The organism is Nocardiopsis mangrovi (assembly GCF_042653925.1).
GTDB classification, from domain to species: domain Bacteria; phylum Actinomycetota; class Actinomycetes; order Streptosporangiales; family Streptosporangiaceae; genus Nocardiopsis_B; species Nocardiopsis_B mangrovi.
On sequence record NZ_JBHSFQ010000045.1, the window covers coordinates 1335 to 23821 of the forward strand.

The 22487-nt window shown below is 73.6% G+C and carries 1 protein-coding gene (only partly in view); it reads left to right on the plus strand.

All coding sequences use genetic code 11. The annotated features are described in order from the left end of the window. Window positions 1-22487, plus strand: part of the annotated coding region (locus ACFO4E_RS28050) for a WXG100-like domain-containing protein (RefSeq protein ID WP_465263149.1) (this coding region is incomplete at its 3' end). The annotated region continues 11478 nt past the right edge of the window; 22487 of its 33965 annotated nt are in view.

Genomic DNA, 22487 nt, shown 5'->3' on the forward strand with positions numbered 1-22487 from the left:
ATGGGCATGGAGCTGCCGCCGGGTCTGCGGAACCTCTTTTACGGGCTTACGGGCTCGCAGTGGTTCACCGCGGACGAGACGCTGCTGCGTGCGCTCGCGGATCTCCTCGACCGCACGGGTGACCGGATCGAATTCGACATCCCCCCGGTCATCGTCTCCGTCAAGCGACGGGTGCGCTCCACCTTCGACAGCCGGGCCGCCGAATACTTCGAAGAATCGATCGACAAGTTCACCTCGGGGGACACCAACTACGTCAAAGCCGCCGCCGACGCGGCCCACCAGCTCGGCGACTTCGTGCGCAAAGCGGCCAACCAGATCGAGTACACGAAGTGGATGATCATCGGCCAGCTCATCCAGTTGGCCATGGAGATCGCCTGGGCCATCGCCATGTCCAAGTGGACCTTCGGGGCCAGCCTGACGATGATCCCCATCTTCAAACGGATCGCCAGCCTGTTCATCCAGCGGATGCTGAACTTCCTGTTCAACACGCTGCTGACGCACCTGGTGGTCAGCGTCGCCTTCGCGATGATCATGGACCAGCTCATCCAGCGGCTCCAGATCGCCCGGGGCAGCAAGGACGAGAACGACGACGACCTCAGCAAGGCGGCGGGCGTCGGAGGCGTCATCGACGGGCTCTTCTCGGCCGGGCTGAGCGTGTTCGGCAACAAGTTCGCCGACTGGATCTCCGACAACTTCGGCGACACCCTCAAGCTCAACTTCCGCAATGGACCCGAGCCCACGCCGACTCCGGTCGGGGGCAAGGGGCTGACCCCCGACGACCTGCCCGGGAACGCGACCCCGCCGCCGCGCTTCGACAACCGTCCCGATGGCACGCCGACACCCAAGGGCGGCCCGGAGGAGGTCGGCGCCGGCGGACCGAGCCCCAAGGGGGGACCCGAGGAGGTCGGCGCCGGCGGTCCGCGTCCCAAGGGCGACGACACCCCCGTCCCGCCGCCCAAGGTGCGCGACGAGCACGCCCCGGCTCCGCCCCCGGGCGGTCGCGACGGCGCCCCGGTACCGCCGCCCCGCAACACCCCCGCGGACATCGACGGCCCGCCGCCCCCGGCGAGGACGCCCGAAACGGTGCCGCCGCCGATCCCCTCCGGGGCGCGCGACCTCCCCGAGACGGGCCCCGGACCGCGCCCGGGAAGCGTGCCGCCGCGCCTCGCCGACGACATGGCCGATGTGCTCTCCCGCAATGCCCGCGACCTGATCCAGCCCTTCGGGCGCAACCCGAGCCCTTGGGACAACGTCGCCACCACGGCGCGGTTCCGCGACGACGTCGGGAAGGTGTTCGAGAACAACCTCAGCGACACGCTCGGCCGTGACGCTGCGCGCGACCTGGGCCGCAACTATGCCGACACCTTCACCGCCAACTGGGGCAGGCGCGATATCGGCGATTCCCTCGCCCGGGTACTGGACGACGCCCCGGCGGGGCCCGGAGGCCGGCTGACGCCGGAGACCCGCGACTTCCTGTCCCGGACACTGCCCGACGGGACGGCCCGGAGCCTGTCGGAATTCGCCGACAACTGGCGGCGCACCGCCGCGCACTTCGGCACCAACATGGCCGAGGGCGCCGGGTCGGCCTACCTGGGCGAGGGCTTCAGCAACCTCATCCTCGAAGGCGAGTTCGACGCGAACGGCATGTCGGCCGTCGCCGGGGCGGCGAGCGCCGCGGTCACGACGGGCGGGGTCCTGGGCGGCATCAAGGGGATCGACGCCCTCCAGAACCTGTTCATGTCCAACCCGCCGGACGTCCCGACCCCGCCGGTCATGGAATCCGACCCGATGCGCACCACCAACGACTCCGAGGTGCCCGTCAGCGGCGGGAGCGCGGGCGGTGCCGGCGGCGGCGGTTCCGGCGGCGGCGGGGGCTCGGGAGGCCCCGGGCGCATCGGCGGGTCCGAGGACGGCGACCCGTCGGGCACCACCGGAAGCCCCGACACCCCCGAGGGCGCCGATCTCCGGGACCCCGACTCCCCCGGGAACAGGGATCTGCCCGAAACCGACGAGCGCGCCCGCCCGGCGCCGCCGCTCGAGGGACCGCGTCCGGACACGCCGGAGCGCCCCGAGGTCCCCGCACCGATCCGGACGTCCGCCGAGGCGCCGGAACCGCCGCCGCGTCCGGAGACACCCTCGGACGCGGGATCGATCCGCGACACCGGGCTGCCGAACCGCGATCCCGCCGACGTTCCGTCCCGGGACCTGCAGGACACCCCGGACTCCGAGGCCGCCCCGCCGCTGCGCGAGGACGACCCGGACCCGTCCCGGATCGGGGACGACGACATCGTGACGGCGCCGGTCGGCGACGGCGCTCCCGGCAACGGGATGCCGGAGCCGGTCGGGCCCGTGGGCGCGGCACCGCCGGACGCGAGCGAGACCGATGCCGTGCCGGACCCCTCCGCCGACGTTCCGGTCGCCGGGGGCGGGTTCATGGGCGCCCCTCCCGCTGCGGCCGGGGCGCCCCCGCCCGCACAGGGCACCGATGGCGCCGGAGCGCCCCGGCCGGGCGCCGCCCCGCGCGGCGACGCGGCCGGGCCCTCCGACGCCGCCCGGACGCCGTCCGGGCAGCGCGACGCGTCCGGCACACCGGACGACCTCGATACCTCCGCCGAGAACCGGCAGGACGGGCCGCCCGAGCAGGAGCGGACGTCCATTCCCGAACCGGGCGCGGCGGAGCCGGTGGACGGACCCGTCGACGCGCCGCAGCGGCCGGCGACGGAGAGCGGCGACGGCGCGGAGGACGCGCGCCCCGGCCCGGCAGACGCCCCCGCACCGTACGGTGAGACCGCGGTCGAGACGCCCCCCGTCGTGCGCGACGAGCCGCAGGCGCCGGCCGACATCACCGGTGCCGATCAGGAACGCGCGGGCGGTGTGCCCCTCCGGGACACCGATACGCCGGAGAAGGCCGATGGACCCCGGCCCCCGGCGATGGAGAGCGACAGCATGGCGCCGCCGGCTCCGCTCACCACCGCCACGCCCCCGGCACCGGCCGAAACCGGGGCACAGCCGCCCCGTGGCGGAGCCCGGTCCGGCCGGGAGTCCGATGGGCCCGACGCCTCCCGCGGGCGGGACGACGCCACACGGGCCCGCACCGACACGGAGCCAGTCGGGGAGGACACCGACCGCCCGAGCACCCGTGATCGCTCCGGCCCGGCGCCCGCGCAACCGGGGCAGGCCCCCGCACAGGTGCGGAGCGATGAGGGGGCGGCGCCCTCCGTCATCAGGACGTTCACCGACGCGCTCCAGGGCGGCGGCCGGTCGGACGGCGACCTGGCGGACGTCCCGCCGATCCGCCCCGAGGGTTCCTCGGATCCCCGTCCGGTGACCGCCACCCCCGATGCTCCATCCGGCCCGGACAAGAAGTCCGGCGCGCAGCGCGACCCTGGCCGTCCCGCTCCCACCCCCGGACCCGTGCCCGCCGGGCGCACGGCCCGGATGGACCCCGACACCGCGTGGCGCACGGCCTCCGAGGCGCTGAAGGCCCTCGGGTTCGGCGCCCTGCCGCCGCGCCCCCCGCGTTCCGTTGTGCCCGATCCGCTTGGGGGCAGCCCTCTCACCGCCGCTCCGCGGGGCGTCCGGGCCGCCGCGCTGAAACCGGCCGATGGACTGGAATCCCACGGCGGCGCACCCCGTGCGACCAACGCGCAGACCACGGGTGCCGTCCCGGCCCGGAACCCCGCGCCGCCGGCCTCCGGTCCGCCCCCCGGCGGCCCGACGCCCGAGGCCACCCACACGACGTCCCCGGATTCCCTCGCCGATGACGTGGCCGGGCTGCACGTCGACGACCGGCCCGGCGACCCCGCACCGCGCCACACGGGGCTGCCCGGCCCGCACACGCAGGGCACCCGGTCCCCGATTGAGCGCCGGTCGTTCTCCCGCCTGTACGCGTCCACTCTTGACGCGCTCCCGTCCGATGCCCTGCCGCTGACCGTCGGAGTCGATACCGGTAACGGCCGGATGCACGGCGACGTGCGGATCGACAACCGGTTCTTCGAGTCCACGACGATCACCGTCGACGGTCCCGACGGCCCGTCCACCGTTCGCGAGGTCACGCTGCGGGTGCGATTCGACCGCGCGCCCGGGGTCTTCCCCACGACCTCGCGCGACGCCCGCGCGGACTTCACCCGGCAGGTCGAGGCGCTGTTCAACGACCAGTACCTGCTCCCGCGCAGCGGTGAGCAGTTGCGCGTGCGCGTCGTCCAAGCCGATCTCCTCACCCCGCCGGAGGACGTCCACGCCACCGTCACCTGGCGCCCGGCGCCCCCGGCCGCGCAACCGCCGACGAGCCCCCCCGCGCCTGAGGCGCATCCCAAGGCGCTCGGCGAGTTCCTGCGCCGGCTCGGGCTCCTGGACGGCGATCCCGTCCGTTCCGGCGACACGTCGTCCACCGAGCCCTATGTGGCGCGGCGCACGCTGGACCGCATCGACGTCATGGTCCGGCCGCGGCCCCCGCGCCGCTGGTCCGACGCCGCGCGCGATCTGCCCGCGCAGGAGCACACCGGCCTGGCCGACCCCTCGGAGTGGGAGAACGCCCGCAACGACGCCCCCCTCCACGTCGTGGGCGGACCGCACCTGGGGGCCGACTACGCCGATGTCCTGACCGATGCGCGTGCGGCCCGGCCTCTGGGCCCCGGCGACCTCGACGCCAACGGCGCGCCGAAGGACCCGTCGGTCGTGGCCGACATCCCCAAGGCCGACCCCGGCGGGCCGCAGAAGTTCGTCAGCGCCGACATGAACGCCCAGTACACCAACCGGCGCAGGTTCGAATGGCGGCGGATCCCGCTCGCCAACCCCGCACCCGGCGGTCCGACCCACGTCCGGGAGATCACCTTCCGCCCGCGGATCTCCCCCTACGCGGGCATGAGCGACGCGGCCTACGCCAAGTACCTCCAGGACTACGCCGACACGCTGGACAAGATGGTCAACGGCAAGTTCCGGTTCCGCGGCGACGGGGGCGTCGACCGGGTCCTGGACGACGGCAGGACGGTGCGCGTGCAGGGGCCCGGCGCCGACCTGATCACCAAGCTCTTCGGCGAAGGAAGCCGGCCGGACCCCGGGGACAAGCCGGTGAGCGGGACCACCGCCGATCCGCGGGCCGGGAGCGGAGACCAGCTCCACATCCGCCTCCAATTCGCCGACGACGACACCCCGGCCGACCAGGTCCACGCGGACATCGAGATCCACCCCTGGGACTGGTCGAAGCCGTACACCGACCAGTCGATGAACGCGGAGCTGTGGTACGACGGCGGGTACCCGGTGGAGTCGCGCGTCCACGAGACCCTGCACTGGCTGGGGCTGCTCGATGAGTACGCGGATCACGATTCCTTCCGTCGCCAGGGCCACGATGCCGACGGCGTCCGTCCCGGCCCCGGCTTGATGGGGAACAGCTGGCTGACCGCCGCCGGCAGCGCGATCTCCAAGTCCGACGACCCGGAGATCCGGGTCGGCTACCTCGACACCATCGCCTCGGTCATGGACCACGGCTCGTCGGCCCAGGCGCCGCCGACGCGGGTGGCCGACATGCCGGCCGAGGTCACGTCGTTCATCACCGCGGTCCTGGCGCCCAACACCCCCGCCACCGACCCGCGGGTCGGCCAGGTCTTCGAGCACTTCGCGCTCGCCGTCGACGAGCACGTCCGCGGCTGGACCCGCGATCGGGCCGAGCAGCACGTCGCCGACCCCGCCGCCTACCGGTCCGACCTCGCCCAGTGGCGGGCCGACGGGCGGCTCGCGCAGCTGGTGTTCCTCCTCGGGCAGTGGGGGATCGACGTCCCCTTCCGGACCGTCCTCGACCTGTTCCCGGACGCCCAGCGCACGCGGCTCGGCGGCGGGCTGGCCGGATCCCGGGACCCGGCGGCGGTCGCGGATGCGCTCGCCGTGTTCGCCGGGGCGCGCGAACAGGGCATCGGCAATCCGATGGGCGACATCCCCGCCGCGCAGGACCGGCCGGCCATCAGCGCCCACGACGCCGAGACCCGCATGGAGCAGTGGCGCGGCAGCGGACAGCTGCTCGACGGCCTCAAGGTGCTCCGGGACAACGGGATGACGCTCATGGGCGTCGAGTGGACCCGCTCGCTGCCCGACGCCACCCGGCAGCAGGTCCTCAGCCTGCTGCCCCACAACGGAGCCACCACCGCTCCGGGGACCCCCGACGCAGGGCTGGGCGGCCTGCCGCGTCCGGTGGTCGAACGCGCGGTGCTGGAATTCCTCGCCTCGGGGTACGACCAGGTCGTCCACCAGGTCCCGGCCGGGGACACCACGATCACCGTCCCGGGGCACCCCCCGGCGCAGTTCACCGCGCAGCAGGTCTACGACCAGCTCGTCGCGTGGAGCGGCCAGGGCGGTCTCGGCGACGCACTGCGCGTCCTCCAGCAGTCCGGCGCCCCGATCACCGACGCCGAGATCGCCACCATCGCGCCGAACGCGGCCATCCAGCAGACCACGCCGCCCCCGCAGCAGGCCCCTGCTCCGAGCACGGCGGGATCCCCGCCGCCGCTCGCGGTCCGGAGCGGTACGGCGCCGGCGCTGCGGCCCCCGGCCTCCGGGGTTTCGACCCCCGACGCTCCCGGTCAAAGCGGCGGCCGCGCCGCGCCCCCGGCACACCAGATGGCCGGCACCGACCCCGAACAGCTCCCCGACGCCCCTGGCGACGACTCCGGCGGTGACCAGGCCGGCCGCATCCCGCTGCCCCCGCCGTTGCAATGGCACGGCGGAGGCCAGGACCAGGATCCCGGCGAGGGCATGGGCAACAACGTCCGCGCACGGACCGACGACGTGGCCGCCGACCAGTGGGCCCGAATGTTCCTGCCCGTCGTGGTGACCGGGGAGGGGGCGCCCGGTGCGGTGGAGAGCGCCCATATCCTGGGCGCCACCCCCGACCAGGCACATTCCATCTGGGAGTACACCGGTCATGCCCGCGACATGGTCGACGACGGACTGGCCGAGGGTGACGTCGCGCCTGATGACCGCGACGATTTCCAGTGGATCGTCAACGACGTCGACGCGGTCTTGGGCTCCGCGGTGCTGCCCGTGGCGACCATCGTGCACGTGGGTGCCGGGGCGGGGCTGCTCGGCCGTCTGGGCATCGACCCCAATCGCCCCCTTGATGCCGCGGGCACGGTGGTGGACGTCCCGCACTACCTCACCGGCACGTTCGGCACACGTGCCGCCGAGGACGCCTCCGCCTATGTGATGCTTCGCGTCCCTGGGGGGTTCCCGGGCGCTTACGTGGCCGGGGACCCCGCGGACGGGCCGGGGCGTGTGCTGATGGCGCGGGGGTCGCGTCTCGTCGTCCACGCCGCCTACGAGCAGCCCGGCCGGCGGGTCCCGGGCGCGGGTGTGGAGAGTGTGTTGTTCGTCGAGGCCGAGGTCGTGCCCGCCGGGTGGGCGCCGCCCCCCGGCTGGCGGCCCACCCCCTCCGGCGACGCCCACCACGGCTACCAGGACACTCTCGGTGACGCGGGTGACCTCCCCGCTGCCCTGGGGGCAGCAGGGCGGCTCGACGGCGGGGAGTCCTCCGCCGGCTTCGACGGGGCCCGTCAGGGGGAGGCGTCCGGCCTCCTCACCGCTGACGGCGACGACCTCTACGACCACTCGGGTGACGAGGGTGCCGGAGAGCGCCACACGATCAACGACCTCGGCGATCTCCCCGACGCCCCCGACATCGACCGGCTTCTCGATGCGGACGATCTTCCCGGTGGCTCCGGTGGTGTCCGCGGATCCGACGCCTTCGGTGATGTCCGCTTTGACCCCGAGGTCCTGCCCGATGCTTCCGGCGATCCGGCCCGTGACGTGGACGGCGCCCACGATCTCGACTTCCTCGACGATCAGGCATCCGACTTCGGCGACTTCGATTTCAACCTGGCCGACTTCGACGGAACTGCGGTTGATCTCGATGGTTCTGCCGCCGTCCCGGGCGGTGGCGTGGTCGCGGACGGCGGCCTGGAGGGTGCGGGTGGCCCGGTGCCGGGTTCGCCCGGCCGGGGCGAGTCGGGCGCTGAGCCGGTCGGCGAGGGTGTGGGTCAAGGCGCGGACGGGACCACGCCCGGCCGGGGTGAGTCGGGTGCCGAGCCGGTCGATGAGGCTGTCCGTCAACGTGTGGACGGGCTCAGCCCCGGCCAGCGCAGAGCCCTGGTTCTCCTCATGGACGAGAACCGCTCTCTCGCCAAGATCGCCAGGGACCTCGGCCTGACGACGGGCGGATTCAAGAGCATGGTCGCGCTCGCCTACGCGGCCTTGGGTGTGCATACGCGCAAGGATGCGGTGGCCATCGCCCGTGCGGTCGGGCTGACCCCGGAGTCGGTCCCGGCCACCGCCACCCAGGCAGCCGGCACCCCGCCCCCTCCCCCCGACGCCGACCTTGCGCGCCAACGCGTGGACGGGCTCACGCCCGACGAGCGCAGGGCCCTGGCTCTCATCATGAACGAGGACCGTTCGGTCGTTCAGATCGCCCGTGACATCGGCCAACCGCCGGACAGCTTCAGGGGCACGGTCTCGAGGGTCTACGCGGCCTTGGGTGTGCATTCGCGCGGGTCGGCGGTCGCCGTCGCCCGTGCGGTCGGGCTGACCCCGGAGTCGGTCCCGGCCACCGCCACCCAGGCCACTGCCCCCGACGCCGACGTTGCGCGCCAACGCCGACGCGTGGACGGGCTCACGCCCGACCAGCGCAACACTCTGGCCCTCCTCATGAACGAGGACCGTTCGATCTCCGATATCGCCCGTGGCATCGGCCAAATGCCGTCCGGATTTCGATACACGGTCTCGAGGGTCTATGCGGGCTTGGACGTGCATACGCGCGAGGAGGCGGTCGCCGTCGCCCGTGCGGTCGGGCTGACCCCTGAGTCGGTCCCGGGCACCGGCACCCCGCCCCCTGCCCCCGACGCCGACCTTGCGCGCCAACGCGTGGACGGGCTCACGCCCGCGAAGCGCAGGGCCCTGATTCTCCTCATGAACGAGGACCGTTCGATTGCTGATATCGCCAGGGACATCGGCCAATCGCAGGGCGGATTCGAGCGCATGGTCGGGAATGTCTATGCGGACCTGGGTGTGCATTCGCGCGGGGAGGCGGTCGCCTATGCCCGTGTGGTCGGGCTGACCCCGGATTCGGCCCAGGCCGCACCCGCACCCGCGCCCGCGCCCACACCCGCACCCGCACCGGTCGCTCACGTCACTCCCGAGCAACTCACCAGGGCACTCGACGGCATCAACGCGCTCAGCGACCCCCAATTCGCGGTCTTCACCCTCCTCGGGCGCGGATTGGACAACGACGAGATTCGCGTTGAACTCGGCAAGTCCCTCAGCACGGTCGCCAACCGGGTCACTCAGATCCTTCGCCACCTCTCAGTGGATACCCGTGCCCAGGCCGTGATCGTCGCCCGTGCCGCCGGTTTCGGACAGGACGCCCCGGCCCCCGCGCCGCCGACCACCCGGGCACGCCCGCTCGCGCTTCCCGATGGGGCGGAGTCCTCGGGCGGGACGTCCGGCGCCACCTCTTTGCCGGTGCGCTCCGCCGCCGGATTCTCCCCGGCCGAGAACCCTCCGTCGACCGATTCCACCCCGCCGCCCTCGCCCACCGGGGCGGCGACTCCCGCTGACGCCGACCCGCAGTCGTCTACGGACACCCTCGATGCCCCCGCCACCGGGCTGATCGAGAACCACCGGCCCGGCGACCCCGCACCGCGCCGCACCGGACTGCCCGGTCAGGACGCCCGGGGAGCCGAGACCCCCACGGAGATCCGCGAGTTCTCCCGCCTGTACCAGGAGACCCTCGATCCTGAGGACGCTCCGCCGCTGACCGTCGGGGTCCGTACCGGTACCGGTCCCGTGTATGCCGACGTGCGGATCGACAACCGCTTCTTCGCGTCCAAGCTGGTCGATCTCGATCGCGCGGGCGAGGACGGGCCGTCCGGCGTCCGCGAGATCATGCTGATGGTCAGGTTCGACCGAGCCCAGGGTGTGGGGCCCACTACCGCTCGTGACGCCCGGCTCGACTTCACCCGCCGCGCGGAGGCCCTGTTCAACGACGCCTACGTGCTGCCGCGCAGCGGTGAGCAACTGCACGTGCGCGTGATCGCTGCGGGGCCGGAGGTTCCGGCCGAGAACATCCACGCCACCGTCACCTGGCGCCGTCCGCCCGCGACGGACGCATCCCCGGAACCGGGTACCGTCCCGGACGCGGACGGCGGCGGGATCGGCGAGGTCCTGCGCCGGCTGGGCATGCTGGACGGCGACCCGGCGCGGGGCGTGGATGAGCCCTATGTGGCCCGGCGCACGCTGGACCGCTTCGACATCATGGTCCGGCCGCGCCCCGAGCGCCGGTGGTCCGACCCCGCGGACGACCTGCCCGCGCGGGAGCACACCGGACTGGTGGACCCGTCGGCCTGGCCGGAGTGGGAGGAGGTCCGTGCCGGCGCGCCGGTGCGCCACGTGGGCGGTCCGCACGTGGGCTATGACTTCAACATGGTCGCGACGGGCGCCCGCGCCGCCCGTCCGCTCGGCGAGGGAGACGTCAACGAGGACGGTTCGCCGAAGGATCCATCGATCACGGGCGATATCCCGGGTACCGACCCGAGCGACCCGAAGAAGTTCGTCACGGCGGACATGAGCGATTCGTGGGGAGGCAAGCGCAGGTTCGAGCACCGGCGCATCGAGATCCCGCCTGGGCTCCGTACCCCCGGTGGCCCGACCCACATCGCCGAGATCACCTTCCGCCCGTTGATCCGCCCCTACCCGGGCATGACGGACGCGGGATACGCCCGGTACATCCAGGACTACGCCGTCGCCCTGGACGGGATGCTCAACCGCCGGTTCCGGCTGCCGGGCGACGGCACCATCGTGAACCAGGACGGTGCGGTGGTGCACCGGATGGACACGCGCCTGTTCGAGACGCTGTTCGGCCAGGACAGCATCGGCAACCCGAAGGACCTGGAGGGCAACCAGGTGACGGCGCCGGGCGCCGGCCCGCTGCCCGGGACCGGCGACCAGCTCCACGTCCGCCTCGAGCTCGCCAACGACTCCACCCCCGAAGACCAGGTCCACAACGAGGTCGAACTGCTCCCCTGGGACACGTCGAAGCCCTACACCGACCAGGTCATGAACACCGAGGTCTGGTACGACGGCGGGTACCCGGTGAAGTCGCGCGTCCACGAGACCCTGCACCTTTTCGGCCTGCTGGACACCTACCGGCTCCACGAGTCCGTCTTCCTCTGGGGCGACGACGCCGACGGCGTCCGCCCCGGCATCGGCCTCATGGGCAACAACTGGGTCGGGGGCGTCGGGAACTCGGCCGTGCAGATCCACGAGCCCCAAATCCTGGACGGCTATCTCAAGACCATCGACTCGGTCATGGAGCACTCGTCGGTCCAGCCGCCGCCGGCGCGGGTGGTCGATCTGCCGGCCGACGTCAGGGCGTTCATCCCCGGGGTCCTGGCGCCCAATACCCCGGCGACCGACCCGCGGGCCGACACCGTTTTCGAGCACTTCGCGCTCGCCGTCGACGAGCACGTCCGCGGCTGGAGCCCAGAGCAGGCCGAGCAGCACGTCGCCGACCCCGCCGCCTACCGCGCCGACGTCGAGCGGTGGCGCCAGGACGGGCGGCTCGCCCTGCTGGTGCACCTCGTCTCCCGACATGGGATCGACGTCCCCTTCTCCGCCGTCCTCGACGTGCTTCCCGACGCCCAGCGGGCCCGGCTCGGCGACGCACTTGACGGCACCCGGGACCCGGCGGCGGTCGCCGAAGCACTCGCCGTCTTCGCGGCGGCCCACGACCGCGCTGAGGGCGGGAACCCGGTCGGTGACATCCCCGCCGGGAAGCACCACCCCGCCATCAGCGCCCACGACGCGGAGACCAGGGTGGAGCAATGGCGCCGCAACGGGCAGTTGCTCGACGGCCTCCAGGTGCTCCAGGACAACGGGGTGACGCTGCGGGGCGGCCAGTGGATCCACGCCCTGCCCGACGCGCCGCGCCGACAGGTCCTCGACCTGCTGACCCAGGGCGGCACCACCCCCGCACCCACGCCCGGTGCCGTCCCCGCACCGCGGCACCCGTCGCCCGCCGGCCTGGACGCCCTGCCGCAGCCGGTGGCCGAGCGCGCCGTGCTGGACATCCTCACCTCGGTCCATGACCTGCTCGTCCACGGCGTGTCGCTGAAGGACCTCACGGTCGCCGTGCCGGGCCATCCGCCGGCCCGATTCACCTCGGAGCAGGTGTTCGCCCAGCTCAGGGTCTGGAGCGGCCAGAACGCCATCGGCGACTCCCTGCGGGTCCTCCAGGACTCCGGTGCGCCCATCTCCGACGACCAGATCGCGGCCATCGCGCCGACGGCACCTTCCGGTCAGCAGACCCGGACCGCGTCGCCCCCGCCGCAGCCCGCGCCCCAGCAGGGCCCGGGAGGACACGGGGGACACCCGCTCGCGATGCGGCCCGGCCATCAGATGAATCTGCCGCCCGCGCCCGTTGCGGGCGAGCAGCAGCGCCCCGCGTCCGGCGATTCCCGCGCCGACGACACGGCCGGGTCCGCCACCGGCCACCGGCCGGGCGATCCGGCGCCGCGTGTGGCGGATCTGCCGGATGACGATGCGTGGGGGGAGGAGTCGGAGCCGGAGGTCCGTAAGTTCTCGAGCCTGTTCGCGGACACGCTGAAGCTGCCGGAGGGTGCGCCGCCGTTGGCGGTGGAGGTCGATACCCCTCATGGGCGGATGCGCGCCGAGGTGGAGATCGACAACCGGTTCTTCGAGTCGGTCACGATGGAGATCGACCGCGGCGGCGCCGGGGACGGGGGGCCGTCCTCGGTGCGCAATGTGAAGTTGCGGTTCGCGTTCGAGGCCGGGCCCGGTATGGACGTGCGCAGCGTGGTCGCGGCGTCGGTGGCGTTGCGGGATCACGTCCGGGGGGTGTTCAACGACGCCTATGTGCTGCCGCGCAGTGGTCAGCAGTTGAACGTGGAGGTCGTGCGGGCGCTGCCGTCCGATCCGCCTGAGCGGGTGCATGCCAGGGTGACCTGGCATCCGGTCGCGCCCTCCACCGACGGTTCCCCATTGACCGCCCCCGACGGCCGGGGGACGGGTGAGGTGCTGCGCCGGCTGGGGATGCTGGACGGCGACCCCGCGCGGGGTGTGGCCGAGCCGTATGTGGCGCGGCGGACGCTGGAGCGGATCGAGACCATGTCCGAGCCGCGGCCGGACCGCCGCTGGTCGGACGATGCCTACCGGCCCGCCACCCAGTACACCGGGAGCCGGAACGGCTTGGTGGACCCCTCGGTGTGGCAGGACGCACGCGACGGCGCCCGGGTCCACCGGGTGGGCGGGCCGCACGTGAACGCCGATTTCGCCGACGCCCTGACCGACTCCCGGGCGGCCCGCCCCCTGGGCCCCGGCGACCTCAACCCGGACGGCACCCCCAAGGACCCGTCGCAGGTGGTGGACAACCCCCACGCCGGGCCCGGGGACCCGCAGCGGTTCATATCGGCCGATATGGAACCGCATTGGGCCGAGCGCAGGTTCGAGTGGCGGCGGATCCCGATCCCGGCCGAGCACCGGGAGGAGGGCGGTCCGACCCATGTCCTGGAGATCACCTTCCGCCCCCGCATCGACCGCGATGAGGCCCTGCCGCAGGACCGGTTCGACGCCTACGTGGCCGCCTACGCCGCCGACCTGGACGCCCGGTGGAACGGCCGGTTCCGGCTGCCCGGCGACGGGAGCACGGTGCTGCCCGACGGCACGCGGGCCCACACGCTCGACGCGGGCCTGGCGCGGACGCTGTTCGGCGAGGGGAGCGTCCCCGAGGCGGGCGACCCCCGCGCCCAGCGGCCCCGAGCCGACCGCCCCGAGCCGGGCGACCAGCTCCACATCCGCCTGGAACTCGCCGACGACTCGACCCCCCAGGACCGGGTGCACCAGGAGATCCTCGTGGACTCCCGGCTGGGCAAGGGCCAGGCCATGGACCAGCAGGTGTGGAACGAGGCGATGCCGGTGGCATCGGCGGTCCACGAGACCTCGCACTTCCTGGGCCTGCTCGACCAGTACTTCCAGGCGGGAACCGTCTTCCGGGGGCGCCGCGACGCCGATGGCGTGCGCCCCACCGGCGGCCTCATGGACAACACCTGGACCCGGCGCGGCGCCGACGGCCGGCTGCGGATGAACCGCGAGCCCTTCATCGAGTCCGGCTACCTCGACCGCATCGGGTCGGTCGTGGCCCACGGCTCCTCGGCCTACACCCCGCCGGTGCGGGCGGCCGAGCTGCCCGACGACGTCCGCACCGACATCGCCCAGGTCCTCGAACCCGGCGTGGACGAAGCCGGCCCGGGCCCGGGCGGGATCGTCGACCGCTTCGCGCTGGCCACCGACCGGCTGCTGCGCGGCTGGGACACCGACCGCGTCGTCGACCAGCTCGTGGGGCCCGATGCCACCGCGGCGGAGCGCGACGCGGCCCGCGACTCCTTCGCGGCCGACATGGCGCGCTGGCAGAGCGACGGCCGCCTCGCCCAGGCGCTGGACCTCGCCGGCCGCAACGGTCTGGACGTGGGCTCCACGGCGGTGATCGACGCGCTGCCCGCCACGGCGCGCGCCATGCTGGAAGACGTACTGACCGACGCCAACGACCTGTCCTTCGACGACGCGGTCGCGGTCTTCGCCGCGGGCCGCGACCAGGCCATCGGGCGCGGCCCCGTCACCGGCATCCCCGCCGCGCCGGGGCGCCCCGCCATCACGGCCGACGACATCGCCGACCAGGTCGAGCAGTGGCGCGCCGACGGCGATCTGATCGCCGCGCTCGGCGTGCTCGGCGCCAACGGCGTGCGGGTGACGGGGAGCGAGTGGATCGGCGCGCTGCCCGACGGACAGGTGCGCGATGTCGCCCGCCGCCTCCTCGCCGAGCAGCAGCCGGCCCTGAGCGGCCTGGGCCTGGACCGGCGGGCGCTGCCGCACGTGGCCCTGGAGGTCTTCGCCGCCGGCTTCGACCAGATGGTGCACCGTTCGCCGGCGCGCGATGTCACCGTCACCGCCCCGGACGGACGGCAGGTGCGGGTCACCGCGGAGCAGGTGTACCAGCAGTTGCGGGCGTGGCGCAGGCAGGGAGCCCTGGCCGAGGCGCTGCACGTCCTGAGTGACAACGGCGCGACCGTCCCCGGCGACGTCATGGACCGCGCCGGGCGCGCCCGGCAGCAGCGGCAGCAGACGCTCCCGGTGGGAACGGGCCGCCCGGTGCAGTTCACCCCGCCCGATTCCGCCGAGGCGCAGTCCCCGGCGACCGGTCCGGCCCGGGCCTCCGCCCACCCATCGACCGCGCAGGTCACCGGTGCCTTGGGCGGCCTGGACATCTCCGACCCGGCCTCCGATCCGGCCGGGGGGACCCGGAGCGGTACGAACGGGGACGCGTTCGCCCCTGCGGCCCCGGCACCGCGCCGCACCGGACTGCCCGGCCAGGACGCCCGAGGAGCCGAGTCCCCGCCCCTGTTCCGCGAGTTCTCCCGCCTGTACGCCGCCACCCTTGACGGCGTCCCCGCGGGATCCCCGCCGCTGACCGTCGGGGTTCGCGCGGGCACCACACCGGTGTACGCCGACGTGCGGATCGACAACCGCTTCTTCGCGTCCAAGCTGATCGATCTCGATCGCGCGGGCGACGACGGGCCGTCCGGCGTCCGCGAGATCATGCTGATGGTCAAGTTCGACCGAGCCCAGGGTGTGTGGCCCACCACCGCTCGCGACGCCCGGCTCGACTTCACCCGCCGCGCGGAGGCCCTGTTCAACGACGCCTACGTGCTGCCGCGCAGCGGTGAGCAACTGCACGTGCGCGTGATCGCTGCGGGGCCGGAGGTTCCGGCCGAGAACATCCACGCCACCGTCACCTGGCGCCGCCCGCCCGCGACGGACGCACCCCCGGAAGCGGGCACCGTCCCGGACGCGGACGGCGGCGGGATCGGCGAGGTCCTGCGCCGGCTGGGCATGCTGGACGGCGACCCGGCGCGGGGCGTGAACGAGCCGTACGTGGCACGGCGCACGCTGGAGCGCCTGGACACCATGGTCCGGCCGCGGCCCGAGCGCCAGTGGTTCGACCCCGCGGACGACCTGCCCGCGCAGGAGCACACCGACCTCGTGGACCCGTCGGCCTGGCCGGACTGGGAAGCCGCCCGCGCCGCCGTTCCCGTCCACAACGTGGGCGGTGCGCACATGGGGGAGGACTTCGCCGAGATCGCGAAGGGCTCCCGCGCGGCCCGTCCCCTCGGCTCCGGCGACCTCAACGCCGACGGTTCGCCGAAGGACCCGTCGATCACGGCCGACATCCCGGGAACCGACCCGAGCGACCCGAAGAAGTTCGTCACGGCGGACATGAGCGACGGGTGGGAAGGCAGGCGCTCCTTCGAGTGGCGGCGTGTCGAGATCCCGGCCGAGCTCCGTACCCCCGGTGGCCCGACCCACATCGCCGAGATCACCTTCCGCCCGCGGATCTACTCCTACCCGGGCATGACCGACGGGGAATACGTCCGGTACATCCAGGACTACGCCACGGCGCTGGACGGGATGCTCAACCGCCGGTTCCGGCTGCCGGGCGACGGCACCATCGTGAACCAGGACGGTGCGGTGGTGCACCGGATGGACACGGGCCTGTTCGAGACGCTGTTCGGCCAGGACAGCATCGGCAACCCGAAGGACCTGGAGGGCAACCAGGTGACGGCGCCGGGCGCCGGCCCGCTGCGCGGGGCCGGCGACCAGCTCCACGTCCGCCTCGAGCTCGCCGACGACTCCACGCCTGAGGACCAGGTCCACCACTACGTCGAGGTGCATCCGTGGGACCTGTCGAAGCCGTACACCGACCAGGTCATGAACACGGACGTCTGGTACGACGGCGGGTACCCGGTGGAGTCGCGCGTCCACGAGACCCTGCACCTCTTCGGCCTGCGCGACACCTACTCGGACTCCGGTTCCATCCACCGCTGGGGCAAGGAAGCCGACGGCGTCCGCCCCGGCTTCGGCCTCATGGGCAACAACTGGATCGACATCGTCGGGAACGCGGGCGTGAAGAACCGGGACCCCGAGATCCTGGAGAACTATCTCGCGACCTTCGCCTCGGTCATGGAGCGCTCGTCGGTCCAGCCGCCGCCGGCGCGGGTGGCCGACCTGCCGGCCGACGTCAGGGCGTTCATCCCCGGGGTCCTGGCGCCCAATACCCCGGCGACCGACCCGCGGGCCGACACCGTTTTCGAGCACTTCGCGCTCGCCGTCGACGAGCACGTCCGCGGCTGGACACGGGACCGGGTCGAGCAGCAGGCCGCCGACCCCGCCGCCTACCGCGCCGACGTCGACCAGTGGCGCCAGGACGGGCGGCTCGCCCTGCTGGTGCACCTCGCCTCACGGTGGATCGACGTCCCCTTCGCGAACCTCCTCGACGTGTTCCCGGACGCCCAGCGCGCCCGGCTCGGCGACGCGCTGGACGGCTCCACCGACCCGGCGGCGGTCGCCGAAGCACTCGCCGTCTTCGCGGCGGCCCACGACCGCGGCATCGCCAATCCGGTCGGCGACGTCCCCGCCGGGAAGAGCCACCCCGCCATCAGCGCCGCCGACGCCGAGGCACGGATGGAGCAGTGGCGCGGTAGCGGGCGGTTGCTCGACGGTCTCCTGGTGCTCCAGGACAACGGGGTGACGGTACAGGGCGCCGAGCTGACCCGCGCCCTGCCCGACGCGCAGCGGCAGCAGGTCCTCAACCTGTTGCCGCCCGGTGGCGCCGCACCCCCGCAGACGCCCGGGTCGCCCGCCGGCCTGGACGCCCTGCCGCAGCCGGTGGCCGAGCGCGCCGTGCTGGACATCCTCGCCTCGGTGTACGACCTGCTCGTCCACGGCGTGTCGCTGCCCGACCTCACGGTCACCGTGCCGGGCCATCCGCCGGCCGCGTTCACCTCACAGCAGGTCTTCGCCCAGCTGAGCGCCTGGAGCAGCCAGAACGCCATCGGCGGCGCGCTGCGCGTCCTCCAGGACTCCGGCGCCCTCATCACCGACGCCCAGATCGCCGCCATCGCGCCGATGGCGACGGCCCCGTCCGGCCCGCAGACGCCGACCGCGTCCCCCCCGCCGCAGCCCGCGCCCCAGCAGGGCACGGGAGGACACGGGGGACACCCGTTGGCGATGCGGCGCGGCCGTCAGATGGGTCTCCCCCCCGCGTCCGGAGCCACGGCCCGCACCGCGCCGCCTCCCGCTGACCACGGCGATTCGCTCACGGTGTCGTTCGACAGGAGCGGCGCCACGCTGCGCGAGCACGACCGGTCGGCGATCGGTGACTTCGCCCAGCGCAGAGTCGACGAGGCCTACCAGGCGTTGCTGCACAACCGACAACTGCCCGCTGTGGAGGCGCAGGGCCACGGCAACCGGGCCGCCGCCTCCGAGACGGCGCAGTCCCGCGGGGACGAGGTGTCCCGCGCGTACACGAAGTCGGTCCTGGACCGAGGCGTACACAAGATCGGCATCGTCGCGGACGACCTGGCCCCGACCACCCTGGACCCGTCCAAGGGTCAGGGCGGGAGGGACGCCAACCGTTCCGCGGAACTGCGGAGCACCGCACCGCCCCGGCAGCGGGTCGTCATGGGCGGTTCCTCGGACACCGCCGCAGAGGTACCCCGGATCCTGCACATGAGCTGGTTCCAGGGCCGGGTGCCCGACGCCAGCGCGCAGAACATGCGGGACTGGGTCGGGCGTGCCGCGGATGCGGGCTGGACGGTCCGCCTGTGGACCGACCCCTCAGCGGCACAGCGCAACGCCGCCCTCTTCTCCGACCTGTCGGGCACGACCGGGGCCGACGGCCGGCCGGTCGTGGAGATCTCGACCAGCCCCGCCGACGACCTCGGCGTCAGGGGTGGGGCACGCGACCTCCACGACTTCGCCGCGCAGCGGGAGGTGTGGACGATGCAGTCCAACATCGTCCGCTATCAGGCCCTGATCACCTATGGCGGGATGCACGTCGACTCCGACATCGGCCCGGGATCGATCGACCTGAGCCGCCCCCTGCCGCCGATGGACCGCGATTCGGTGCCGATGCTCGCTCCGCTGCTGCGCGACCAGAAGCAGGAGGAAGAAGTCCGGCAGATGGTGTCGGAGCTGGGGCGGCGCGCCGGGGCGGATGAGTCCGCACTTCCCACACCCGCCCAGTACCAGTGGCGCCTGGGCCACTTCAACAACAACCTCATCGTCGCTCCGCCGGGGTCGCGCTTCCTGACCGAGATGGTCTCGGAGTTGGCCCTCGACGCCCGCATCTCGGATGCGGTGCCCAGGCCGCTGTCGCAGCTTGAGGGCAACGCATCGGAACGGGCCAAGGAGGTCTCCCCCCAGGTTTCGGGGCCGGGCAGGATGCGCTCCAAACTGCTTACCTACGTGGCGGCCCAGGAGGGCCGGGACGTCCCTGAGACGCATCGCTTCGGTGAATTCCGGCAGGGCAGCTGGACGGTCGACCCCCGTTACGCCGGTTACCTCGCGGGTCTTGAATGGGTCACCGCCGACAGCGCCGACTACGGCAAGCGCGCCGCCACGGAATCCGGCCGGCACTCCGGTGCCGGGACGGGCCCTGCCGCGCACCGTCCGCTCGCCGATCCCTATGGTCTGCTCTCCGGGGGACAGCCGCCGCTCAAGGCGTTCATGATGACCGGCGGCGAGGGGGCGCCCCTGCCCTCCGAACCGATCCGGCCGCCCTCGGCCCCCCGGAGCGGACCGGTCGGCGACACCGGGCAGCCGACGGCGAAACCCACGCAGCAGGCTCCCGCTCCCAGCACGGGGGATGCCGCGGCCGACCGGGGACTGTCCTCCGACGCACCCGCGCCGACCGGGCCGCCCGTCGACCACCGGCCGGGCGACCCCGCGCCGCGTGCGGCCGATCTGCCGGGCCGTGAAAGATGGGGGGCCGAGCCGGAGCCGGAGCGGCGCCTGTTCTCCCGCCACTTCGCGAACACCCTCGACTCCCCGGAGGGTGCGCCGCCGCTGGCCGTCGAGGTCGACACACCCAACGGCCGGATGCGCGCCGAGGTGTCGATCGACAACCGGTTCTTCGAGTCCGCCACGATCCCGATCGACCGCGACGGTGATGACGACGGCGGTCCGCCCTCCGTCCGCAATGTGACGCTGCGGTTCCGCCACGTCGCCGGGGACGGTGTCGACGCCGATACCGGTACCGCGACCTCGCGGGCGTTCGATCGGCACGTGGAGGGTGTGTTCAACGACGCCTACGTGCTGCCGCGCGGCGGTCAGCAGCTGAACGTCACCGTGGTCCCCGCGACGTCCTCCACCCCGGAGGACGGTGTCCACGCGACCGTCACCTGGCATCCGGTGCCGCCCGCGGCCGATGGTTCGCCGCCCCCCGCGCCCGGACCCGGCGCCGATGGCCGCGGCGTGGGTGAGGTGCTGCGCCGGCTGGGCATGCTGGACGGCGACCCCGCGCGGGGTGTGGCCGAGCCCTATGTGGCGCGGCGGACGCTGGACCGGATCGAGGCCATGGTGGAGCCGCGTCCGGCGCGTCGGTGGTCGGACCTCGAAGGCGACGCGCCCGCGCAGGTGCACGCGGGCCTGGCCGACCCGTCGGCGTGGGCTGCGGCCCGGGAGGACTCCCAGGTCCACGTGGTGGGCGGGCCGCATGTGAACGTCGACGCCGCCGAACCCTTGAACACCGCCCGGGCGGCGCGTCCGCTCAGTCCCGATGACCTGCACTCCGACGGGTCCCCGAAGGACCCTTCGGCGCTGGTGATCAACCCCGACGCGCGGCCCGGCGACCCGGAACTGTTCGTCTCCGCTGAAATGCGGCCCCAGCTGCTCGGCGTGAGCAGGTTCGAGTGGCGGCGGATCGAGATCCCGGCCGAGCACCGTACGGACGGGGGCCCCACCCACGTCCGGGAGATCACCTTCCGCCCGCGGGTCAGCCCCGGCCCGGGAACGACGGAGGCGCGCCACCGCGCGTACCTCCGCGAGTACACGGCCGCCATGGACGCCGTGTGGAACGGCAAGTACCGGCTGCGCGGCGACGGGACGCTGGCGGGCCCGGACGGTGGGCCGGTGCACCGGCTCCCCGCGGATCTGGTCGAAACCCTCTTCGGTGAGGGCAGTGTCCCGGACGCGGCCGACGCGCCGGTGCGCCGGGACGGCGCCGGCGACGCCCTGCCGGGGACCGGGGACCAGTTCCACGTCCGCGTCGAACTCGCCGACGACACGACGCCCGAGCACCAGGTGCACGCGGACGTCACCCTGCACACCTTCGATCCCGCCCGGTCCTGGACGACGCAGGTTCCGGACATGAGCAACTGGTACGACGGGCTCCCGGCGGAGATCGCCGTCCACGAGAGCGCGCACTACTGGCGGCTGGGCGACGAATACCCCGACCAGAGGTCGGTCTTCCGGCGGGGCGACGACGCCGATGCCGTCCGCCCCGGCTACGGCCTCATGGGCAACGAATGGCTGGGCCTGGCCGAAGGCCGGTGGCGCAAGCTCCGCACCCCCGAGACCCGCACCCGCTATTTCGACGTCCTCGCCTCGGCCATGGACCACGGCTCCTCCGCCTACCGTCCGCCGGTGCGGGCGGCCGAGCTGCCCAGCGAGGTCAAGGCGATCACCAACATCATCCTCGAACCCGATGTGGCGGCCAGGGACCCGCGGCAGTTCGAGGTGTTCGACCATTTCGCCCTCGCCACCGACGAGGCCCTCCGCGGCTGGACGACCGACCGGGCCGAGCAGCACGCCGCCGACGCCGCCGCCTACCGCGACGACGTCGCGCGCTGGCGGGGCGACGGCCGGCTCGCGCGGGCGCTGGACTTCGTCGGTGTGAGCGGGCTGCTGGACGTCCCCTTCGCGAAGGTGGCCGGCCTGCTCCCCGATGCGGAGCGGACCCGCCTCAGCGACGCCCTCGGGGGCACGCGCTCCCCGGCGGCCGACTCGGACGCGCTCGCCGTGTTCACCGCGGGCCGCGATCAGGCCGCCGGCCGCGGCCCGGTCACCGGCATCCCGGCCACCAACGACCGCCCCGCCATCAGCGCCCACGACATCGAGGCCCGATGGGAGCAGTGGCGCGGCAGCGGCGAACTGCTCGACGCGTTCCGGGTGCTCGACGACATCGGGCTGACGGTGACGGGCGGCGAGTGGGCCCGTGCGCTGCCCGACGACCTGCGCGGGCAGGTCCTCGACGAGGTGCTGCCCGTGGGCACGGCGTCGCCCCGGTCGGTCCTCGACGGGCTGGGCCCCCTGCCGAGGACCGTGCTGGACCGAGTCGCCCTGGAGATCCTCGGTGCGGGCTACGACGGGCTCGTCCTGTCCGCACCGACGCGGGACATCACCGTCACCCTCCCGGGGCATGGGCCGGTCCGGCTGACCGCGGACCAGGTCGGCGCGCAGCTGAACGACTGGCGGGACCAGGGCGACCTCGCCGAGGGGCTGCGCGTCATGAGCCGGTACGGCGTACCGGTCTCCGACGACGTCCTCGACGACGCCACGCGCACCCCGACCGGGCCGCCTCAGCCGCAGGCGGCGGT